The sequence below is a fragment of the Enterococcus sp. LJL120 genome, from assembly GCF_054871765.1.
Window position 1 is genome coordinate 1 of sequence record NZ_JBTXLV010000014.1, and the last position, 15724, is coordinate 15724.

The 15724-nt window shown below is 41.9% G+C and carries 12 protein-coding genes and 2 tRNA genes; 13 read left to right on the forward strand and 1 reads right to left on the reverse strand.

Translation table 11 applies throughout. The features are described from left to right. Positions 1-51 precede the first annotated feature (51 nt). From ACYSNU_RS17285 to gor, 7 genes are all read left to right on the forward strand, one after another. Positions 52-125: transfer RNA gene (locus ACYSNU_RS17285), tRNA-Arg, on the forward strand. Between the two features lie 72 nt (positions 126-197). Further along, a tRNA-Pro gene (locus ACYSNU_RS17290) sits at positions 198-271 on the forward strand. Between the two features lie 212 nt (positions 272-483). Beyond that, the gene (locus ACYSNU_RS17295; RefSeq protein ID WP_265457797.1) at positions 484-951 is read left to right on the forward strand and encodes a CtsR family transcriptional regulator; all 468 of its coding nucleotides are present in this window, start codon (positions 484-486) and stop codon (positions 949-951) included. 7 nt (positions 952-958) lie between these two features. Continuing rightward, the gene (locus ACYSNU_RS17300; protein ID WP_461738405.1) at positions 959-3457 is read left to right on the forward strand and encodes an ATP-dependent Clp protease ATP-binding subunit; all 2499 of its coding nucleotides are present in this window, start codon (positions 959-961) and stop codon (positions 3455-3457) included. A gap of 605 nt (positions 3458-4062) precedes the next feature. Continuing rightward, positions 4063-4983: a peptidase U32 family protein gene (locus ACYSNU_RS17305; protein WP_461738406.1), complete on the forward strand. Its 921-nt coding sequence runs from the start codon at positions 4063-4065 to the stop codon at positions 4981-4983. 10 nt (positions 4984-4993) lie between these two features. Beyond that, the gene (locus ACYSNU_RS17310) at positions 4994-6241 is read left to right on the forward strand and encodes a peptidase U32 family protein (protein ID WP_461738407.1); all 1248 of its coding nucleotides are present in this window, start codon (positions 4994-4996) and stop codon (positions 6239-6241) included. A 270-nt stretch (positions 6242-6511) separates the two neighbouring features. After that, the gene (gene gor / locus ACYSNU_RS17315; RefSeq protein WP_461738408.1) at positions 6512-7858 is read left to right on the forward strand and encodes a glutathione-disulfide reductase; all 1347 of its coding nucleotides are present in this window, start codon (positions 6512-6514) and stop codon (positions 7856-7858) included. Between the two features lie 237 nt (positions 7859-8095). On the opposite strand, the gene ACYSNU_RS17320 is transcribed toward gor, so the two are convergent. Further along, positions 8096-10015, reverse strand: a complete 1920-nt coding sequence (locus tag ACYSNU_RS17320) for a BglG family transcription antiterminator (protein WP_461738409.1) — start codon at positions 10013-10015, stop codon at positions 8096-8098. 269 nt (positions 10016-10284) lie between these two features. Between ACYSNU_RS17320 and ACYSNU_RS17325 the strand changes: the two genes are divergently transcribed. The 6 genes from ACYSNU_RS17325 (at position 10285) to ACYSNU_RS17350 (ending at position 15590) form a co-directional block, all read left to right on the forward strand. Then, entirely contained in the window at positions 10285-10608 is a 324-nt protein-coding gene (locus ACYSNU_RS17325; protein ID WP_461738410.1) for a PTS sugar transporter subunit IIB, read from the forward strand. 94 nt (positions 10609-10702) lie between these two features. Beyond that, positions 10703-11971, forward strand: a complete 1269-nt coding sequence (locus ACYSNU_RS17330; protein ID WP_461738411.1) for a PTS sugar transporter subunit IIC — start codon at positions 10703-10705, stop codon at positions 11969-11971. Between the two features lie 48 nt (positions 11972-12019). After that, positions 12020-12376, forward strand: a complete 357-nt coding sequence (locus ACYSNU_RS17335; protein ID WP_461738412.1) for a PTS lactose/cellobiose transporter subunit IIA — start codon at positions 12020-12022, stop codon at positions 12374-12376. Positions 12377-12402: 26 nt separating this feature from the next. Then, positions 12403-13005 carry a YczE/YyaS/YitT family protein gene (locus ACYSNU_RS17340; RefSeq protein WP_461738413.1) on the forward strand — a complete coding sequence of 201 codons (603 nt, stop codon included), beginning with the start codon at positions 12403-12405 and terminating at the stop codon, positions 13003-13005. A 332-nt stretch (positions 13006-13337) separates the two neighbouring features. Further along, positions 13338-14801, forward strand: a complete 1464-nt coding sequence (locus ACYSNU_RS17345) for a glycoside hydrolase family 1 protein (protein WP_461738414.1) — start codon at positions 13338-13340, stop codon at positions 14799-14801. Between the two features lie 198 nt (positions 14802-14999). Then, positions 15000-15590, forward strand: coding sequence for a hypothetical protein (locus ACYSNU_RS17350; RefSeq protein WP_461738415.1), 591 nt, complete (start codon positions 15000-15002; stop codon positions 15588-15590). Positions 15591-15724: the final 134 nt, after the last annotated feature.

Below are 15724 nucleotides of genomic sequence, written 5' to 3' on the forward strand. Positions count from 1 at the left end.
GATCACCGTACCGGTTCGATTCCGGTCCTCGGCATAGTGTGAAAACACCATGCACCCATAGCTCAACTGGATAGAGTGTTTGACTACGAATCAAAAGGTTAGGGGTTCGACTCCCTTTGGGTGCATTGTAACTTTTAGCTACGAATCAACTTAGAGGAGTAGTTTTTTTATTTATCCAATTTTAAATAGTTACTAAACGGGAAGTAGCTCAGCTTGGTAGAGCACTTGGTTTGGGACCAAGGGGTCGCAGGTTCGAATCCTGTCTTCCCGATTGTAGGTTAATCAGTAGATTGACCTATTTTTTTGACCTAAAAATGCGATTTCTTAAATTATGATTAAAAAATTTTGGTCATTTTTAACGATAAACCTTGCAAAGCCTCTAAAACTGCGAGAAAATAGCATAAGTGAAACAAGCTATTTCCTTTGCATTCCTTGTTAAATCAGCTATAATTAAGGTCAATATTAGTCAAAGGAATGATTATTATGAGCTCTCATAATACCTCAGATTTAATTGAAGCTTATTTGAAGCAAATTTTAGAAAATAGTGAAATAATTGAGATTCGCCGAACTGAGATGGCTGAACTATTTAATTGTGTACCTTCTCAGATTAATTATGTAATCAATACTCGTTTTACGATTCAGCGGGGGTATACTGTTGAAAGTAAGCGAGGTGGCGGTGGCTATATTCGGATTGCTAAGGTTACAATTACCGATAAACATGTTTTCTTGGAGCAATTGGATCAGTTAGTCGGGCTGGAATTATCGGAAAAAAATGCAGTAGCCCTGATTCAAAAGCTGTACGAGGAACAAGTAATTGGCCGTAAAGAAGGTAATCTGATGCTCAGTGCTATTTCCAAAAATGCTTTGAGCCTAAGTTCAAAGGAAAATCAAATTCGGGCTCAGCTGATGCACTTATTTTTAGAGCGACTTAGCTACGAAGAAAAGGAGTGAAGTAAATATGGATGAATTATTTACAGAACGCGTCCGAGTGGTACTTAATATCGCTCAAGAGGAAGCAAAATACTTTAAACATCAATCTGTTGGATCAGAACATCTACTATTAGCATTAATTTTAGAACCAAATGGAATTGCCGGCAAAACATTGCGTCAAATGAATGTTGAAGAAGGCGATGTCCGGGAAGAAATTGAACATTTGACTGGTTATGGAACAGTTAAAAAATATCCTGAAGGCAGTTATTTGCCGTATTCTCCACGGGCAAAGCAAATTTTTGCTTACGCTGGGGACGAAGCCAAGCGCTTGGGAGCACCAAAAATTGGGACAGAGCATATTTTATTAGGTCTATTGCGGGATGACGAAATTTTAGCTTCTCGTATTTTGCAAAATATTGGTCTAAGTTTGCCTAAAATGCGCCAGTTGTTACGGAAAAAAATGGGAATTAGCGATGTGCAGGGGAATAACCAAAATGGGCAAGCCCGCCGTCGTAATCCCAATAATGCTAAAGCAGCTGCACCACAAGGAACGCCAACTTTAGATAGTTTGGCCCGGGATTTAACAAAATTAGCTCGGGAAAACCGTTTAGATCCAGTGGTTGGTCGGGATTCAGAAGTCCGCCGTTTGATTCAAATTTTAAGCCGTCGGACAAAAAATAATCCAGTCTTAGTAGGTGAGCCTGGTGTCGGTAAAACTGCGATTGCAGAAGGTTTAGCGCAAAAGATTATCAAAGGTGAAGTGCCCGAGGATATGCAGCAAAAACGTTTGATGATGCTGGACATGGGGGCTTTAGTCGCTGGTACGAAATATCGTGGTGAATTTGAAGACCGGATGAAAAAAGTCATCGATGAAATTTATCATGATGGTCAGATTATTCTCTTTATTGATGAGTTGCATACGTTAATCGGTGCTGGTGGGGCTGAAGGAGCAATTGATGCCTCTAACATTTTAAAACCTGCTTTGGCTCGAGGTGAGCTGCAAACAATTGGTGCAACGACTTTAGATGAGTACCAAAAATATATTGAAAAAGATTCCGCGTTGGAACGGCGCTTTGCTCGTGTGCAAGTCGATGAACCGACAGCTGATGAAGCTGAAGAAATCCTGCGGGGCTTGCGAGCTCGCTATGAAGAGCATCACGGTGTTGAAATTACTGATGAGGCTCTACATGCGGCTGTTCATTTGTCGATTCGTTATATCAATTCTCGTCAATTGCCGGATAAGGCGATTGATTTGATGGATGAGTCGGCGGCGAAAGTTCGTTTAGATAAATCAGATACCCCTTCTGAACTATCTCAATTGCAGGAAGATATCATGATTTTGTCTACTGAAAAAGAGTTGGCTATTCAACAGATGGACTTCGAAAATGCTTCCCGTTTACGTAAGAAGGAAAAGAAACTGGATCAAAAGCTGCAAACTCTTTTACAACAAGAAGAGAAGGAAGCTTCCGGTTACGCAGATAAGGTGACGGAAGAGGATGTCGCTGGTGTGGTTTCCCAATGGACGGGTGTGCCGTTGCAACAATTGGAGAAAAAAGAAAGCGAACGTTTGCTTGATTTAGAAAAAATTCTGCATCAACGGGTTGTTGGCCAAGACGATGCTGTCAAAGCAGTAGCACGGGCCATTCGCCGGGCCCGCAGCGGTTTGAAAGATCCCCAAAGACCAATTGGCTCCTTTATGTTCTTGGGACCAACTGGTGTTGGGAAAACCGAATTGGCTAAAGCTTTATCTGAAGCGATGTTCGGCAGTGAAGATTCATTAGTCAGAGTTGATATGTCAGAATTTATGGAAAAATATAGTACCAGCCGTTTGATTGGCTCCCCTCCAGGCTATGTTGGCTATGATGAAGGTGGCCAATTAACCGAGAAAATTCGTCAAAAACCTTACTCAGTAATTCTGCTGGATGAAGTTGAAAAAGCCCATCCAGATGTCTTTAATATTTTACTGCAGGTTTTAGATGACGGTCACTTGACGGATGCCAAAGGTCGTAAGGTTGATTTTAGAAATACTATTTTGATTATGACCTCTAACATTGGCGCAACGGCGATTCGTGAAGAAAAGAATGTCGGCTTTAACGTGAAGGATTTGACCAAAGATCATGATGCAATGCAAAAACGGATTTTGGAAGAATTGAAAAAAGGTTTCCGCCCGGAATTCTTGAATCGGATTGACGAAACGGTTGTCTTCCACTCTCTAAGTGAAGATAATATTCATGATATCGTGAAAATCATGAGCAAGAGTATTATCAAACGTTTGGCAGAACAAGATATCAAAGTTAAAATCACGGCCGCGGCAATCGCAGTCATTGCTAAAGTCGGCTTTGATCCGGAGTATGGTGCACGGCCAATTCGCCGGGCTTTGCAAAAAGAAATTGAAGATCGCCTCAGTGAATCTTTGCTTTCTGGGCAAATTAATTTAGGTGATACCGTGACAATTGGCGCAACCAAAGGGAAAATTACGGTCAACGTAAAAGACCCAGTTGTCGATCGTGAAGCTCAGCCAGTATAAAAAATCTGGCGTTTATCAATTTGTATTGATGTAAAACCAAAACCAATCGAAAATCTAAAGCAGTATCCAGCACAGTGTCTGTGTTGGGTACTGCTTTTTTTAATTTTGAAGGGATTATAAAAAATAAGCAGTGGAAAGTTAAGTATACCTGAGATTCAGAATCTTTTAATTGCTTTACAGTGGGGCAATTACTTCTAAGATGTTGAGCATCTAGTAAATATTTTGCAATTGGCTTATAAGTTTGGCTATATTTTAAATCGATGTGAGCTCTCCATAACTTTGTTGAAGAAGATGTTCTATTAGTCGTGAATCAATTAAAAAAATGGGTTGGCATCGTTGTGAAAAAAAGTTTAGGTATAGGCTAAGCTTAAAGGCTAATTTAAAATCATTATAAAGGATTGGAAAGTTTGTGAGTCTGTGATACTATAAAAAAGTTCAAAAGTTATTTAAAATCAGCAATTTATGAAATTGCTTTACGAAATCTCTGCTGAGAGCTGATTTGTTGAAATGAGAATCAGTTAGACTTAGCCGTAGTAATTTTTTTTAGAATAAGTTAATCATTTTTAATAATAAGGATATTTTTGTAGGAAACAGGAGGAATAGCTGTGATTGAGATTCGCAGTACTGTGGAATCAGTGGCGCAGGCGCAGGCGTTGCTGGAGGCTGGCGTGGATGCCATTCAATTTGGCGAGGCGGAGTTTGGTCTGCGTTTGCCCCATTCATTTTCCCGCGCTGAACAGCAGGAATTAGTAGATTTGGCTCATTCGTTTGGTAAAAAAGCCATCATTGTCGTCAATGGTATTATGCATCCGGAAAAAATGAAAAAAATTCCGGAATACTTAGCCTTTCTGGCGACGACAGGTGTTGATCAAGTAGTTGTCGGAGATCCGGGGATTATTTATTTAATCCGTAAAAATAATTATCAGCTGCCTTTTATTTATGATGGGGAAACTTTGGTTACAAGTTCCCGACAAATTAATTTTTGGAGTAAAAAAGGTGCTGTAGGTGCTGTCTTAGCCCGGGAGGTTCCCTTTGACGAGCTGGTGGCGATGAAGGATAATTTAGCGGTGCCGGCGGAGATTTTAGTTTACGGGGCGACTTGTATTCATCAATCGAAACGCCCGCTATTGCAAAATTATTATAATTTTAAAGGCCTTGATGAAGCGACGGTAAGAGAGCGGGATTTATTTTTGTCTGAACCTAAGAAGGCGGACACCCACTATTCAATTTTCGAAGACAGTCATGGCACGCATATTTTTGCGGATAATGATGTCAATTTGCTGCGGGAATTGCCACAGCTGTTTGAAAATCACTATACAACTTGGAAGTTAGACGGCATTTATGCCCCGGGGGAAAATTTTGTCGAGGTGGCTAAAGTTTTTGTCGCTGCCAAAGCGGCTTTAGAGACGGGAGCTTGGTCCGAGAGTTTGGCAGATGCATGGAATGAACAAATTCAGCATTTGCATCCTGCTCAGCGGGAATTAGACAGCGGCTTTTTCCATATTCAGGGAGCCGATATTAAATAAGAGGTGGAACATGACAACGGCAAAAAAATTAAAACGACCTGAAGTGCTAGCACCGGCAGGGACGTTAGAAAAATTAAAAACGGCGATTCACTATGGCGCCGATGCGGTTTATATTGGCGGCAATGCCTATGGTTTGCGCAGTCGTGCCGGAAATTTTAGCTTAGAGGAGATGGCTGAAGGGGTGGCCTTTGCCAAAGCCCACAACGCTAAAGTTTATGTGGCGGCCAATATGGTGACCCATGAAGGCAATGAAGAAGGTGCTGGCGAGTTTTTCCGAGAATTGCGGGATGTGGGTATTTCGGCGGTGATTGTTTCCGATCCGGCTTTAATTGAAATTTGTGCAGCGGAAGCACCGGGCTTGCCGATTCATTTATCGACTCAAGCTTCAGCGACCAATTATGAAACACTGGAATTTTGGAAGGAAGAAGGCTTAGAGCGGGTGGTTTTAGCCCGGGAAGTTTCGATGGCGGAGGTGGCGGAAATCCGCCAGCATACGGATGTGGAAATTGAAGCCTTTATTCACGGAGCGATGTGTATTTCTTATTCGGGACGCTGTACGCTTTCCAATCATATGTCGATGCGGGATGCCAATCGTGGCGGTTGTTCTCAGTCTTGCCGTTGGAAATATGAATTGTATGATCTGCCTTTTGGTGGTGAGAAGCGTTCTTTGACAACAGCGGGTCCAGTTACAGAAGAATTTTCGATGAGTGCCGTGGATATGACGATGATTGAACATATTCCCGACCTGATTGAAAATGGCGTGGACAGCCTGAAAATTGAAGGCCGGATGAAGTCGATTCACTATGTTTCAACGGTGGCAAATGTCTATAAAGCGGCCGTCGACAGTTACATGGCCGATCCGGAAAATTATGTCTGTAAGCAGGAATGGATTGATGAGCTGTGGAAGGTGGCGCAACGGGAATTATCGACTGGTTTTTATTACCATACGCCATCTGAGGAGGAGCAATTGTTTGGCGCTCGCCGTAAGATTCCTGTCTATAAATTTATCGGTGAAGTGCTGAGTTATGATGAAGCGACTCAGATTGCCACGATTCGTCAGCGTAATCATTTTTCTGTTGGGGATGAAATCGAATTTTATGGTCCGAATTTTACGCATTTTTCTCAAAGTGTAACAGAGATGAAGAATGATGAGGGAGAAGCAATTGACCGGGCTCCGAATCCGATGATGATTTTGACGATGCCGGTAACGCAGCCCGTCAAAGCTGGCGACATGATTCGCAAAAAGAAAAACGATTAGTTAAGTTCTGAACAGCTGCAGCTAGGCAAACGTTTGCTTATGCTGCAGTTTTTTGGTAAAGGAGCTAATCTTGAGAATATAGATTTTTCAAATGAAATGTTATAATGAAGCCATAATAGGGCAAAAAAAGCTTGTAAATCAGTTGTTTGCGCTGTGAAAAGCGAGAAAAAGTGCAACAACTTAGTAGTTGCGAAAAAAAATTTACGGATTTTAATTTTGTAAAGACGGATTTAACGACAAGCAAAGAGCCCAGCAAACAGGAGGAAGAACATGGAAACCTACGATTATATAGTTATCGGCGGCGGCAGCGGTGGGATTGCTTCGGCAAATCGAGCTGGGATGCACGGCGCTAAAGTTTTGTTGATTGAAGGCCACAAAATTGGCGGTACGTGTGTCAATGTCGGCTGTGTTCCCAAAAAGGTCATGTGGCAGGCTAGTGATATGCTGGAAATGATGAACCGTGATGCTAAGAGCTACGGAATTGATGTGGAAGTAAAAGGCTTGGATTTCCAAGGGTTAGTAGAGCGTCGGGAAAAATACATTGATTTTTTACATACCGCTTACCATCGTGGCCTGGATAGCAATCATGTCACATACCTAAAGGGCCATGCTAAATTTGTCAATGAAACAACAGTTGAAGTAGCAGGTGTCCAATATACAGCGCCGAATATTTTAATCGCTACTGGCGGCCATGCCAGTGGGATGAAAATTCCCGGTGGCGAGTATGCAATTGACTCAAATGGTTTCTTTGAGCTGACTGAACTGCCTCAAAAAGTGGTGGTTCTTGGCGCCGGCTACATTGCGGCTGAGTTAAGCGGTGTGCTGCATGGTTTAGGTGCCGAGGTGCATTGGGCTTACCGCAAGGAACGGCCGTTGCGGACTTTTGATAAAATGCTGCAAGAAGGCTTGGTGGAAATTTACGAACAGGCTGGTCTGCATCTCCATAGTCGCTCAGTGGCGGCTAAGATTGAAAAACACGAAGATGAGTACACTGTCTTTTTTGAAAATGGCGAAAGTTTAACGGCAAATTGTGTCATTTTTGCCGGCGGACGTAAAGCCAATATCAAAGGCTTAGGTCTGGATAAAACGCAAGTTGCCTTAGATGAACGAGGCTTTATTAAAGTTGATAAATTTCAAAATACCACCCAAAAAGGGATTTATGCGATTGGCGATGTGATTGGCAAAGTGGATTTGACACCAGTCGCGATTGCCGCTGGCCGTCGCTTGTCAGAGCGGCTGTTCAACGGTCAAGAAAAGCTCTTTTTAGATTATGATTTGATTCCGACGGTGATTTTCACCCATCCGCCGATTGCCACAATCGGCCTAACGGAAGAAGCTGCTTGGGCCAAATACGGCGAACAAGAGGTGAAAATTTATCAGTCTAAGTTCACGCCGATGTATTTTGCTTTGAATGAACACCGGCAAAAAGCCATGATGAAATTGGTCTGTGTTGGGCCAGAAGAAAAAATTGTCGGTCTCCACGGTATTGGTGTCGGTGTCGATGAAATGCTGCAGGGCTTTGCCGTAGCCATTAAGATGGGGGCGACGAAAGCTGATTTTGACAACACAGTGGCAATCCACCCGACTGGTTCGGAAGAATTTGTGACGATGCGTTAAATTATTTTGAGTTAATTTATTTTATTTTGATAGATTGAAGGCCGCTTTCGCTAGATTAGGGCGGCCTTTTCAGCTAATGAACGGCAAAAAGCGACTCTTTAAAATAGGAGTCGCTTTTTTGCTTTAAAAGAGAATTAAAAATTTAAGAAGCAGAGGGCTGATAAACTAAGCTTTCTGCTTCTTTTTTGATGTAAGGGAAAACCATAAGAGATTAATATGATTGACCTTTAAGTAAAGCTACATCTTGGCCTGTTGTTGGATAAATTCCTGCAATTTTTCATAGGAATTAATTTTTAGCAGCTCTGGATAAATAGCAGGGTCATCAAAAAAAGAAATCAAGGCTTCATAAATATTGAAAAACAATTTTTTATCGTGCTTACTGATGGCGGGTAAGATCACCAGAGAAATCTTTTGACCGCCCCAGTCCAAGGGCTTTTTCAAAAAAGCCAAGGCAATTTTTGTCTGATTGGCCGCCGAATGAATCGAGTGGGGGATGGCAATTCCGTCATAGGCTGTCGAGGCCGCTTGTTCCCGCTCTAAAACTTGTTCGAAAAAGCTTTCTGAAACGATTTCTGCTCGGGTGAAATTCCCGCAAATCAGTTGAATTAAATCGTGTTTTTCTGTGACATCTGGATGGAAGTAGCAGAATTTTTCTTGGAAAAAATCGGTAAAATTATCCAGCAAAATGCGACGTTTTTGATAGGTCCGCAGTTCAGCTATTTCCATCGTCAGTCGGCGTTTTTGCTGCCGATTTAAAATCGGCGCAATCGGCAGAACTAGATAGCTCTGACTTAAACTTAAGGGCACCTCCAAGGTGGTAATCAGCAAATCAAATTCCTCCTGCTGAATTTCGGACAATTGGGAAATCACTGAGATGATATTCAGCTCGTGGCTGAAATTATCATTGAGGTATTGATACAATTCCACATCCAGCTTCATATATTTGGGACACAGGAGCACGGTCCGGATTTTATAGAGATTCTGCTGTTGATTTTCCAACTCAAAGGCGATGTGCATAGCAATATAGGCCACTTCGTCTTCGGTCACAGAAAAGGGATAAAATTCCTCTAGTTTTATGGCGATGGCGACCGCCACCGTGAAGACAATCGGGTAATCTTTTTTGATGGTGTTGACCATCGGATTTTTGATAAAACTATTTTCCTTGCCCCGGGCAATCAAGCCACTCAGATGCAGAGAAAAAGGCACAATAAAGCTACGGTCAGTTAAGCTGATGCCAAAGGTTTCCTGAATTTCGGCAGCAATTTCACGAATCTGCTCAAAGAGGATGGTGCCAACAATTTCCTCCACCTCCGCCAGATTATTCGTTGGGACAAAGTTGGCATTGGCCTGAAATAAAACATGGAGTTCTTCCCTTTCAGACGGATTTAATTTGATCGAAAAGGCCGCCTCTAGCCGGTCAATTAATTGATTGACCAGCAGGGCTTTTTCTTTTTCCAGCCAAACGCTAGAGGTTTCCCGCGCGACGAGGGTGTGGTGATGGCGAATCGAGTCGACTAAAATTAAAAGGTGCAGCACCAAATTCGTATAAGCAAATTCATTGAGGGAATAGCGGCTTTCTTCAGTGACTTCGGTAATTGCCGTGGCGATGATTTCAATATCCACCGGGTCAAAATGCTCCGCTAAAATTGCTAAATCAATAAAATGATTGGGCATCTCCTCAAAGACCAATAGTGAAATCAGCCGCCGCCGCTCCTTTTCATTCCCCTCAATCACAAATTCTTCTCCCCGCAGGCAAAACTGCAAGTCAGCATTGCCATAGGTTTTATTCATGCGGGCAATATCTTGGCGAATGGTCGATTCGCTAATGAACAATTCATTTTCCAGTTGAAATAAATTAAGGCTGCGCTTTTGAATCAAGGCCTCTCGCAAATAATAATTGCTGCGCTCGGTGAAGGTTTCCGGCATCTCATTGACTTCATTTTGCGACTCGCTGACCAGCTTTCGGCCTAAATCCTTATCAATTAGATAGCCGCTGTTGGAGGATTGAATCACTCCGCTGCTTAACTCGTTGATTTCCTTGACATAATTTTTAACGGTGCGGGGGGAAATATTCAAACTGGCCGCAGTGACTTTGGAGGAGACGGGCTTGTCTTGTTTCAAGAGAAATGTAATGAGGTGTTTTTGTTTGTCTTTCATAAGCGTCACTCCTACAGTTAGTAATAATTCCAAATAAAAAAACACCGACTATTTTATTAAAGTCTTGCATATTGATTATAACATCATTCCTTCTAAAATGTAGTCGTTTACAATAACATTCATTTGCACCGCTTGAGGGCAAATGAATAATTGTTTGCCCCCCTTTGAGGGAGCATAATAGGCTCATCAAAACAAATTGATTGCCGGTAGCGAAGCTCTTCAGACAAAGTAAAATTTTCCGGCATCAGACAAATCAGGAGGAAACAAAAATGGAAAACGTGAATATTTTACTCTGCTGTGGAGCTGGTATGTCCAGTGGTTTCTTAGCTCAAAAAACGCGGAAGGCCGCTAAAAAAAGAGGCTTGACTGCGACGGTGGAAGCCCGCAGCGAAAGCGAAGTTGCGCAGTATTTGCCAACGATTGATGTTTTATTATTAGGCCCCCATTATGCGGCCTTTAAAGATGAAATGGCGGAAACAGCACGTCCCCACAACGTAGTAGTCAACGTCATTCCCCAAGATATTTATGGCATGTTAGATGGTGATGGCCTACTGGATTTTGCCCTAGCACAACTGGCAACCGCTAAAAGTTAATGGAAAATTAGCCAGACTTTTTGACAGACTGGCGCTGATCAAAAAAGTCTGGCGCTAAATAAAATTAGGCAACACACTTAGGAGGAGTAAACTCATGAAGAAATTTATGGATTGGTTATCGAATTCCTTTGCCCCGAAGGCGAAGAAATTAACACAGCGGCCCTCAGTGGCAGGCTTGTCCAGTGCAATGCAAAAATTAATTCCCTTTATCTTAACAGGCTCCATCGTCTTCTTTTACAATGTGTTTCGGTCATATATTCCGGTCTTACCAGATCTAAGCAATATTTCAAATTATTCCTTTGGGTTAATTGGCTTGATTGCCGCCTTTATGGTAGCCAATCAATATATGGAAAAATTCAACCATCGGCAATATGCCATCACTGCTGGCATTGTTTCCATCTGTTCCTTGATGATGTTTTTACATCCGGTAGCCGCTGAAGAAGGTGTTTACGAGATGGACCGCATCGGACCGACGGGCATTTTAATCGGCGTTATCGTCGGGATGGGCGTCAGCGTGATTTTTCATTATTATGCTAAATTGAAATTATTTAAAGAAAGCAATGTGCCAGACTTTGTAATTGAATGGATTAATAATATCATTCCGATTTTTGCCAGCTTAGCTTTTTGGGCAGCATTAACCTTTGGCCTGAAAATCGATATCTTTGCCGTCATTATCGGAGCCTTTGAGCCGATTCAAAGCTTTGGCCAATCCTTACCAGGCTTGATTCTCTTAGTTTTAATTCCCGCCTTCTTTTATTCAATGGGAATTTCAACTTGGCTTTGGTCAGCCATTCAAAATCCGATTTTTATTGCCGGCATTGCGGCGAATACTTTGGCGGTGCAACAGGGCATGGACCCGAGCAATATTGTCACCAATGAAGTGGTTTACAGCATCGGCTTAATCATGATGGGGGGCACGGGTGCCACCTTAGCGTTAAACATTATGATGCTCTTTTCAAAATCGAAAAAATTGAAAACGCTGGGTCGAATTTGTATCTGGCCATCAATCTTTAATATCAATGAACCATTAGTCTTCAGTACGCCAGTGGTCATGAACCCATTATTGATGATGCCAATGTGGATTAATTCAATTGTCGGCAGCTGCGTGGTCTGGTTTGTGATGAAGGGCGGCCTATTAAATATTCCAAGTGAATTAATGCAGCTGGCACAGATTCCTGCACCGATTTCCAGTGTAATTTTAACTAGCGATTTTAGAGCAGTCCTTTGGTATGTCTTGTTATTCGGCATTTACTTCGGCGTTTGGTACCCATTCTTTAAGGTTTATGAAAAAGAAGTCTTAGCTGAAGAAATTGAAGAAGCTAAGGAACCAGCCTTTATTAATACAACTGAATCAGTGGCTTAAAAAAAATTTAGCCACTGAATAAAATAAAAAATGAAATAGGTGAAAAAAATGGAAGCATTTGAAGAAAAAGAAAATGAATTGATTCCGGTGGCGATGCAGATTATTCTGCACGCCGGCAATGGTCGCACGAAAGCCCAAGAGGCCATCAAAGCCGCTAAAGCCAGTGATTTTGAGGCCGCCCATCAGTTATTGAAGGAAGCCAAAGAGAATATCACGCTAGCACATCGGGCCCAGACCGACGTGATTCAAAATGAAGCCCGTGGGATAACCTATGCGCCTTGTCTACTCTTTACCCACGCTCAAGATCATTTGATGACCATTTCCAGTGAGGTCACGTTAACCAAAGATTTAGTGGAATTGTTTGAATTAGTGATGGAAAAAGCAGGTCTGGTTCATGAAAGTTGAGACGTTGAAAACACAGGTGCAGCTGGATGTCCTTAATTAAACGTCAATTATTTTCAGCAATCGGCGCCGCAATTGTCGGTATCGGGGTCGGCTTATGCGTCTTAACCGGCTTTGGCGCCGATGCGTTAGGTCTTTTATGGCAGGGAGTGGCCAATGTGCTGCCCCTGACAGTCGGTCAAGCGTCCTTATGTATCACTGGTATTTGTTTAGTCATCGTCTTTTTTATCGACAAAAAAGAATTAGGTTTGTCGACGATTATTAATCCTTTGGTGACTAGTCTGGTGACAGATTGGACGATTCAAACGGTGCAATTACCGCAATTAAAAGTGTTGCTATTGCTGATTTTGGTCTTCGGCATTTCCTTGATTGGCATCGGCAATGGCTTAGCTTCAGCAACCAACACCGGAAAAGAAGGGTACATCGCCTTGAGCTTTGGTATCAGCCAAAAGCTGCACTTTGATTTAGCGAAAGTGCGTTCAGTGATGGATTTAATCTGTTTTATTCTGGGGATGATTTTAGGCGGTGGCTTGATGATTGGACCAATTTTAGGCGTTATCCTGATTGGACCATTATTAAAACGCAGCAATCAATTTTGTTTCCAGCGTTTTAAATTTTTAGCAAATAGCTAAATGAAAGAACGGGTAACCTAAGTAATTGCCGAAGATGAAAACAATTTTTTTAAGTCAAACAAAAGTTTATCTGCTTTTAAACCAGCCTTTTAAAAAGGCTGATAGAAAGGTAATTTGAAGCGGAACTGGTAAAAAGCATGACTAACAGCGGCTAGTAACACAACCCTAATAAATGCTTTTGAGAAAAGCCGCTGACGAAATCGGCTTAGATATAAAGCTGAAATGTCAGATGCCAGCCAGTTCCCTCATTAAAATTTAAAACATAGTAGCAATTGATGCAGTCCGCTATTGGCTTCATCCTTAAGCAACAATACATTTAAAGGAGCGAGACAATGAATAAAGAATTTCCAAAAGACTTCCTGTGGGGAGCAGCAACTAGTGCGTATCAAGTGGAGGGTGCAGCTTTACAAGACGGCAAAGGACTGTCTCAACAAGACGTGATTAATCGTGAACGCCATGAGTTATACGGCTTTGCTGATGCCAGCATTGCCAGCGACCACTATCATAAATACAAAGAAGACATCGCCTTATTCAAAGAAATGGGCTTTACCAGCTATCGCTTCTCCATTGCGTGGTCCCGCATTTTTCCAAATGGCGACGATCAAGTAAACGAAGCCGGCATCCAATTTTATCGGGACTTGATTAAAGAGTTAAAAGACAACGGTATTGAACCAATTCCCACTCTATATCATTATGACTTGCCGTGGGCTTTAGTCGAAAAATATGGCGGTTGGCTTTCCCGGGAAGTCGTCAAAGATTTTGAAATCTTTGCCAAGTATGTGGTGAACGAGTTCAAAGATGATATTAAATACTGGATTACCTTAAATGAACAAAGTATTATCGTGCAATATTGGACTCAAAAATGTTATATTTTACCGGAATTCCAAGACAATAATCAGTTGCGTTATCAAATTAATCACCATATGAATTTGGCGCAGGCAGTCGCAGTTAAATTGGTTCACGAAGTTGGCGGCTTGGCTGGCCCGGCCTTGGGCTATGCGCCGGTCTATGCCCGTACCTGCAAACCAGAAGATCAATTGGCAGCCATCAACGCCAACGATTTGCGCAATACCTATTATTTGGATGTTTATTTCAAGGGCTATTACAATGTCGCTGCTTTGAATTATTTACAAGAGAATGACTTAGCGCCTGTTATGGAGGCGGGGGATGAAGCCTTCTTCGCAGAAAATATTTCTGATTTCTTCGCCATTAATTATTATGACAGCAGTTGTGCACAAGCTTGTCCAAAAGATGCTGAACGCCGCTGGTCCGGCTATAATCTCAGTGGTAAAAAAGGCGATATGTCCGGCTTTGAAACCCATCCTGGCTTTTATCAAATGTGTTCAAATCCTGAACTAGAAACAACTGATTGGGATTGGGCGATTGATCCAACTGGCTTGGAATTTGTCTATCGGGACTTATACACTCGCTACAAAATTCCATTTATGATTACTGAAAATGGTCTGGGGGCCTATGATGAATTGACCCCGGATGGCAAGATTCACGATGAATATCGCATCAAGTATTTGAAAGAGCACATTGCCGCGACCAAACGGGCAATGGATCGGGGCGTTGAAGTCATCGGCTATATGGCGTGGTCGGCTTTGGATTTATTATCCACTAGCAATGGCTACCGTAAACGCTATGGTCTGATTTACGTGGACCGCACGGATGAAGACCCTAAAGACTGCGCCCGCATCCGCAAAGATTCCTTCTATTGGTATCAGCAAGTCATTGCCAGTCGCGGCACAGACTTAGCCGTAGACAATTTTCTAGCAGTTAGTGAAAAAGAATAATTTAGACAGTTAGTTTGTGTTAAGTTGAAAAACAGAAAAGCCCGTTAATCATTGGTTCTCAGTGATTAACGGGTTATTTGCGTCTTTGTTAGTAACAGACATAGAATAAAGCTGAAAAATCATTTCCAAGGCCTAAAATTTATTCTATGATAAATTGAGAGCTTTGAATGTTGAAGCAGATTAGGAGGATGGGCCCCCATGAAAAAACGCCGCTACAATATGAAAAGGGTTCAAAAAAATTATTATAAAAATGCTCAGTCGGGTTTGGTCATCTTACTATTCCTAATTTCCTTCGCAATTATTAGTGGATATATCACTTTTCAAACGATGACGGTAGGAGATTTCGGTATTAGTATTGTGATGCTAATTTTAACACTATTTGCTACGACCATCGTTATTTTTACTGCTAAAGTATCTCTAAAGGCCTTTAGAAGAAGAAAACAACTTTTTGATGAGCGCGTTTCGCAACAGCTATTTCAGTTGTTAGAAGAAGAATTACAAGATGAAGCGAGTCAATATTTTGAATCCGTCTGTGTTGGGCCTAGTTATATTATCAATTTGAATCCTGAGCCTTTTCAGGAAGTATTTTCAGAGCGGGCCAAGCTTTCTCGTATACAAGTCGACAAGGTGCGAGCGGGGACTAAGTACCGCTATTGGAGTCATCGGATTTGCATGTATGTGCCGGGCAAGAGTATGGAAATATATATTATTAATGAGCAGGTGAAAAATGATTTTTTAGCGATGGTGGAAAAGGGGAGGGATGGTGTGGAGGTTGGTGAGAATACATGAAACACGCACATATTAGAGGTGCTATTTTTTTTCAATGCACTGAGATATTTGAGGTTGAAAAGCTTCTTTTGTCCGATGTATAGTATAAAATGAACGGTTAGATTCTATTTAAAAATTGTAGTTTGAGAAATTTC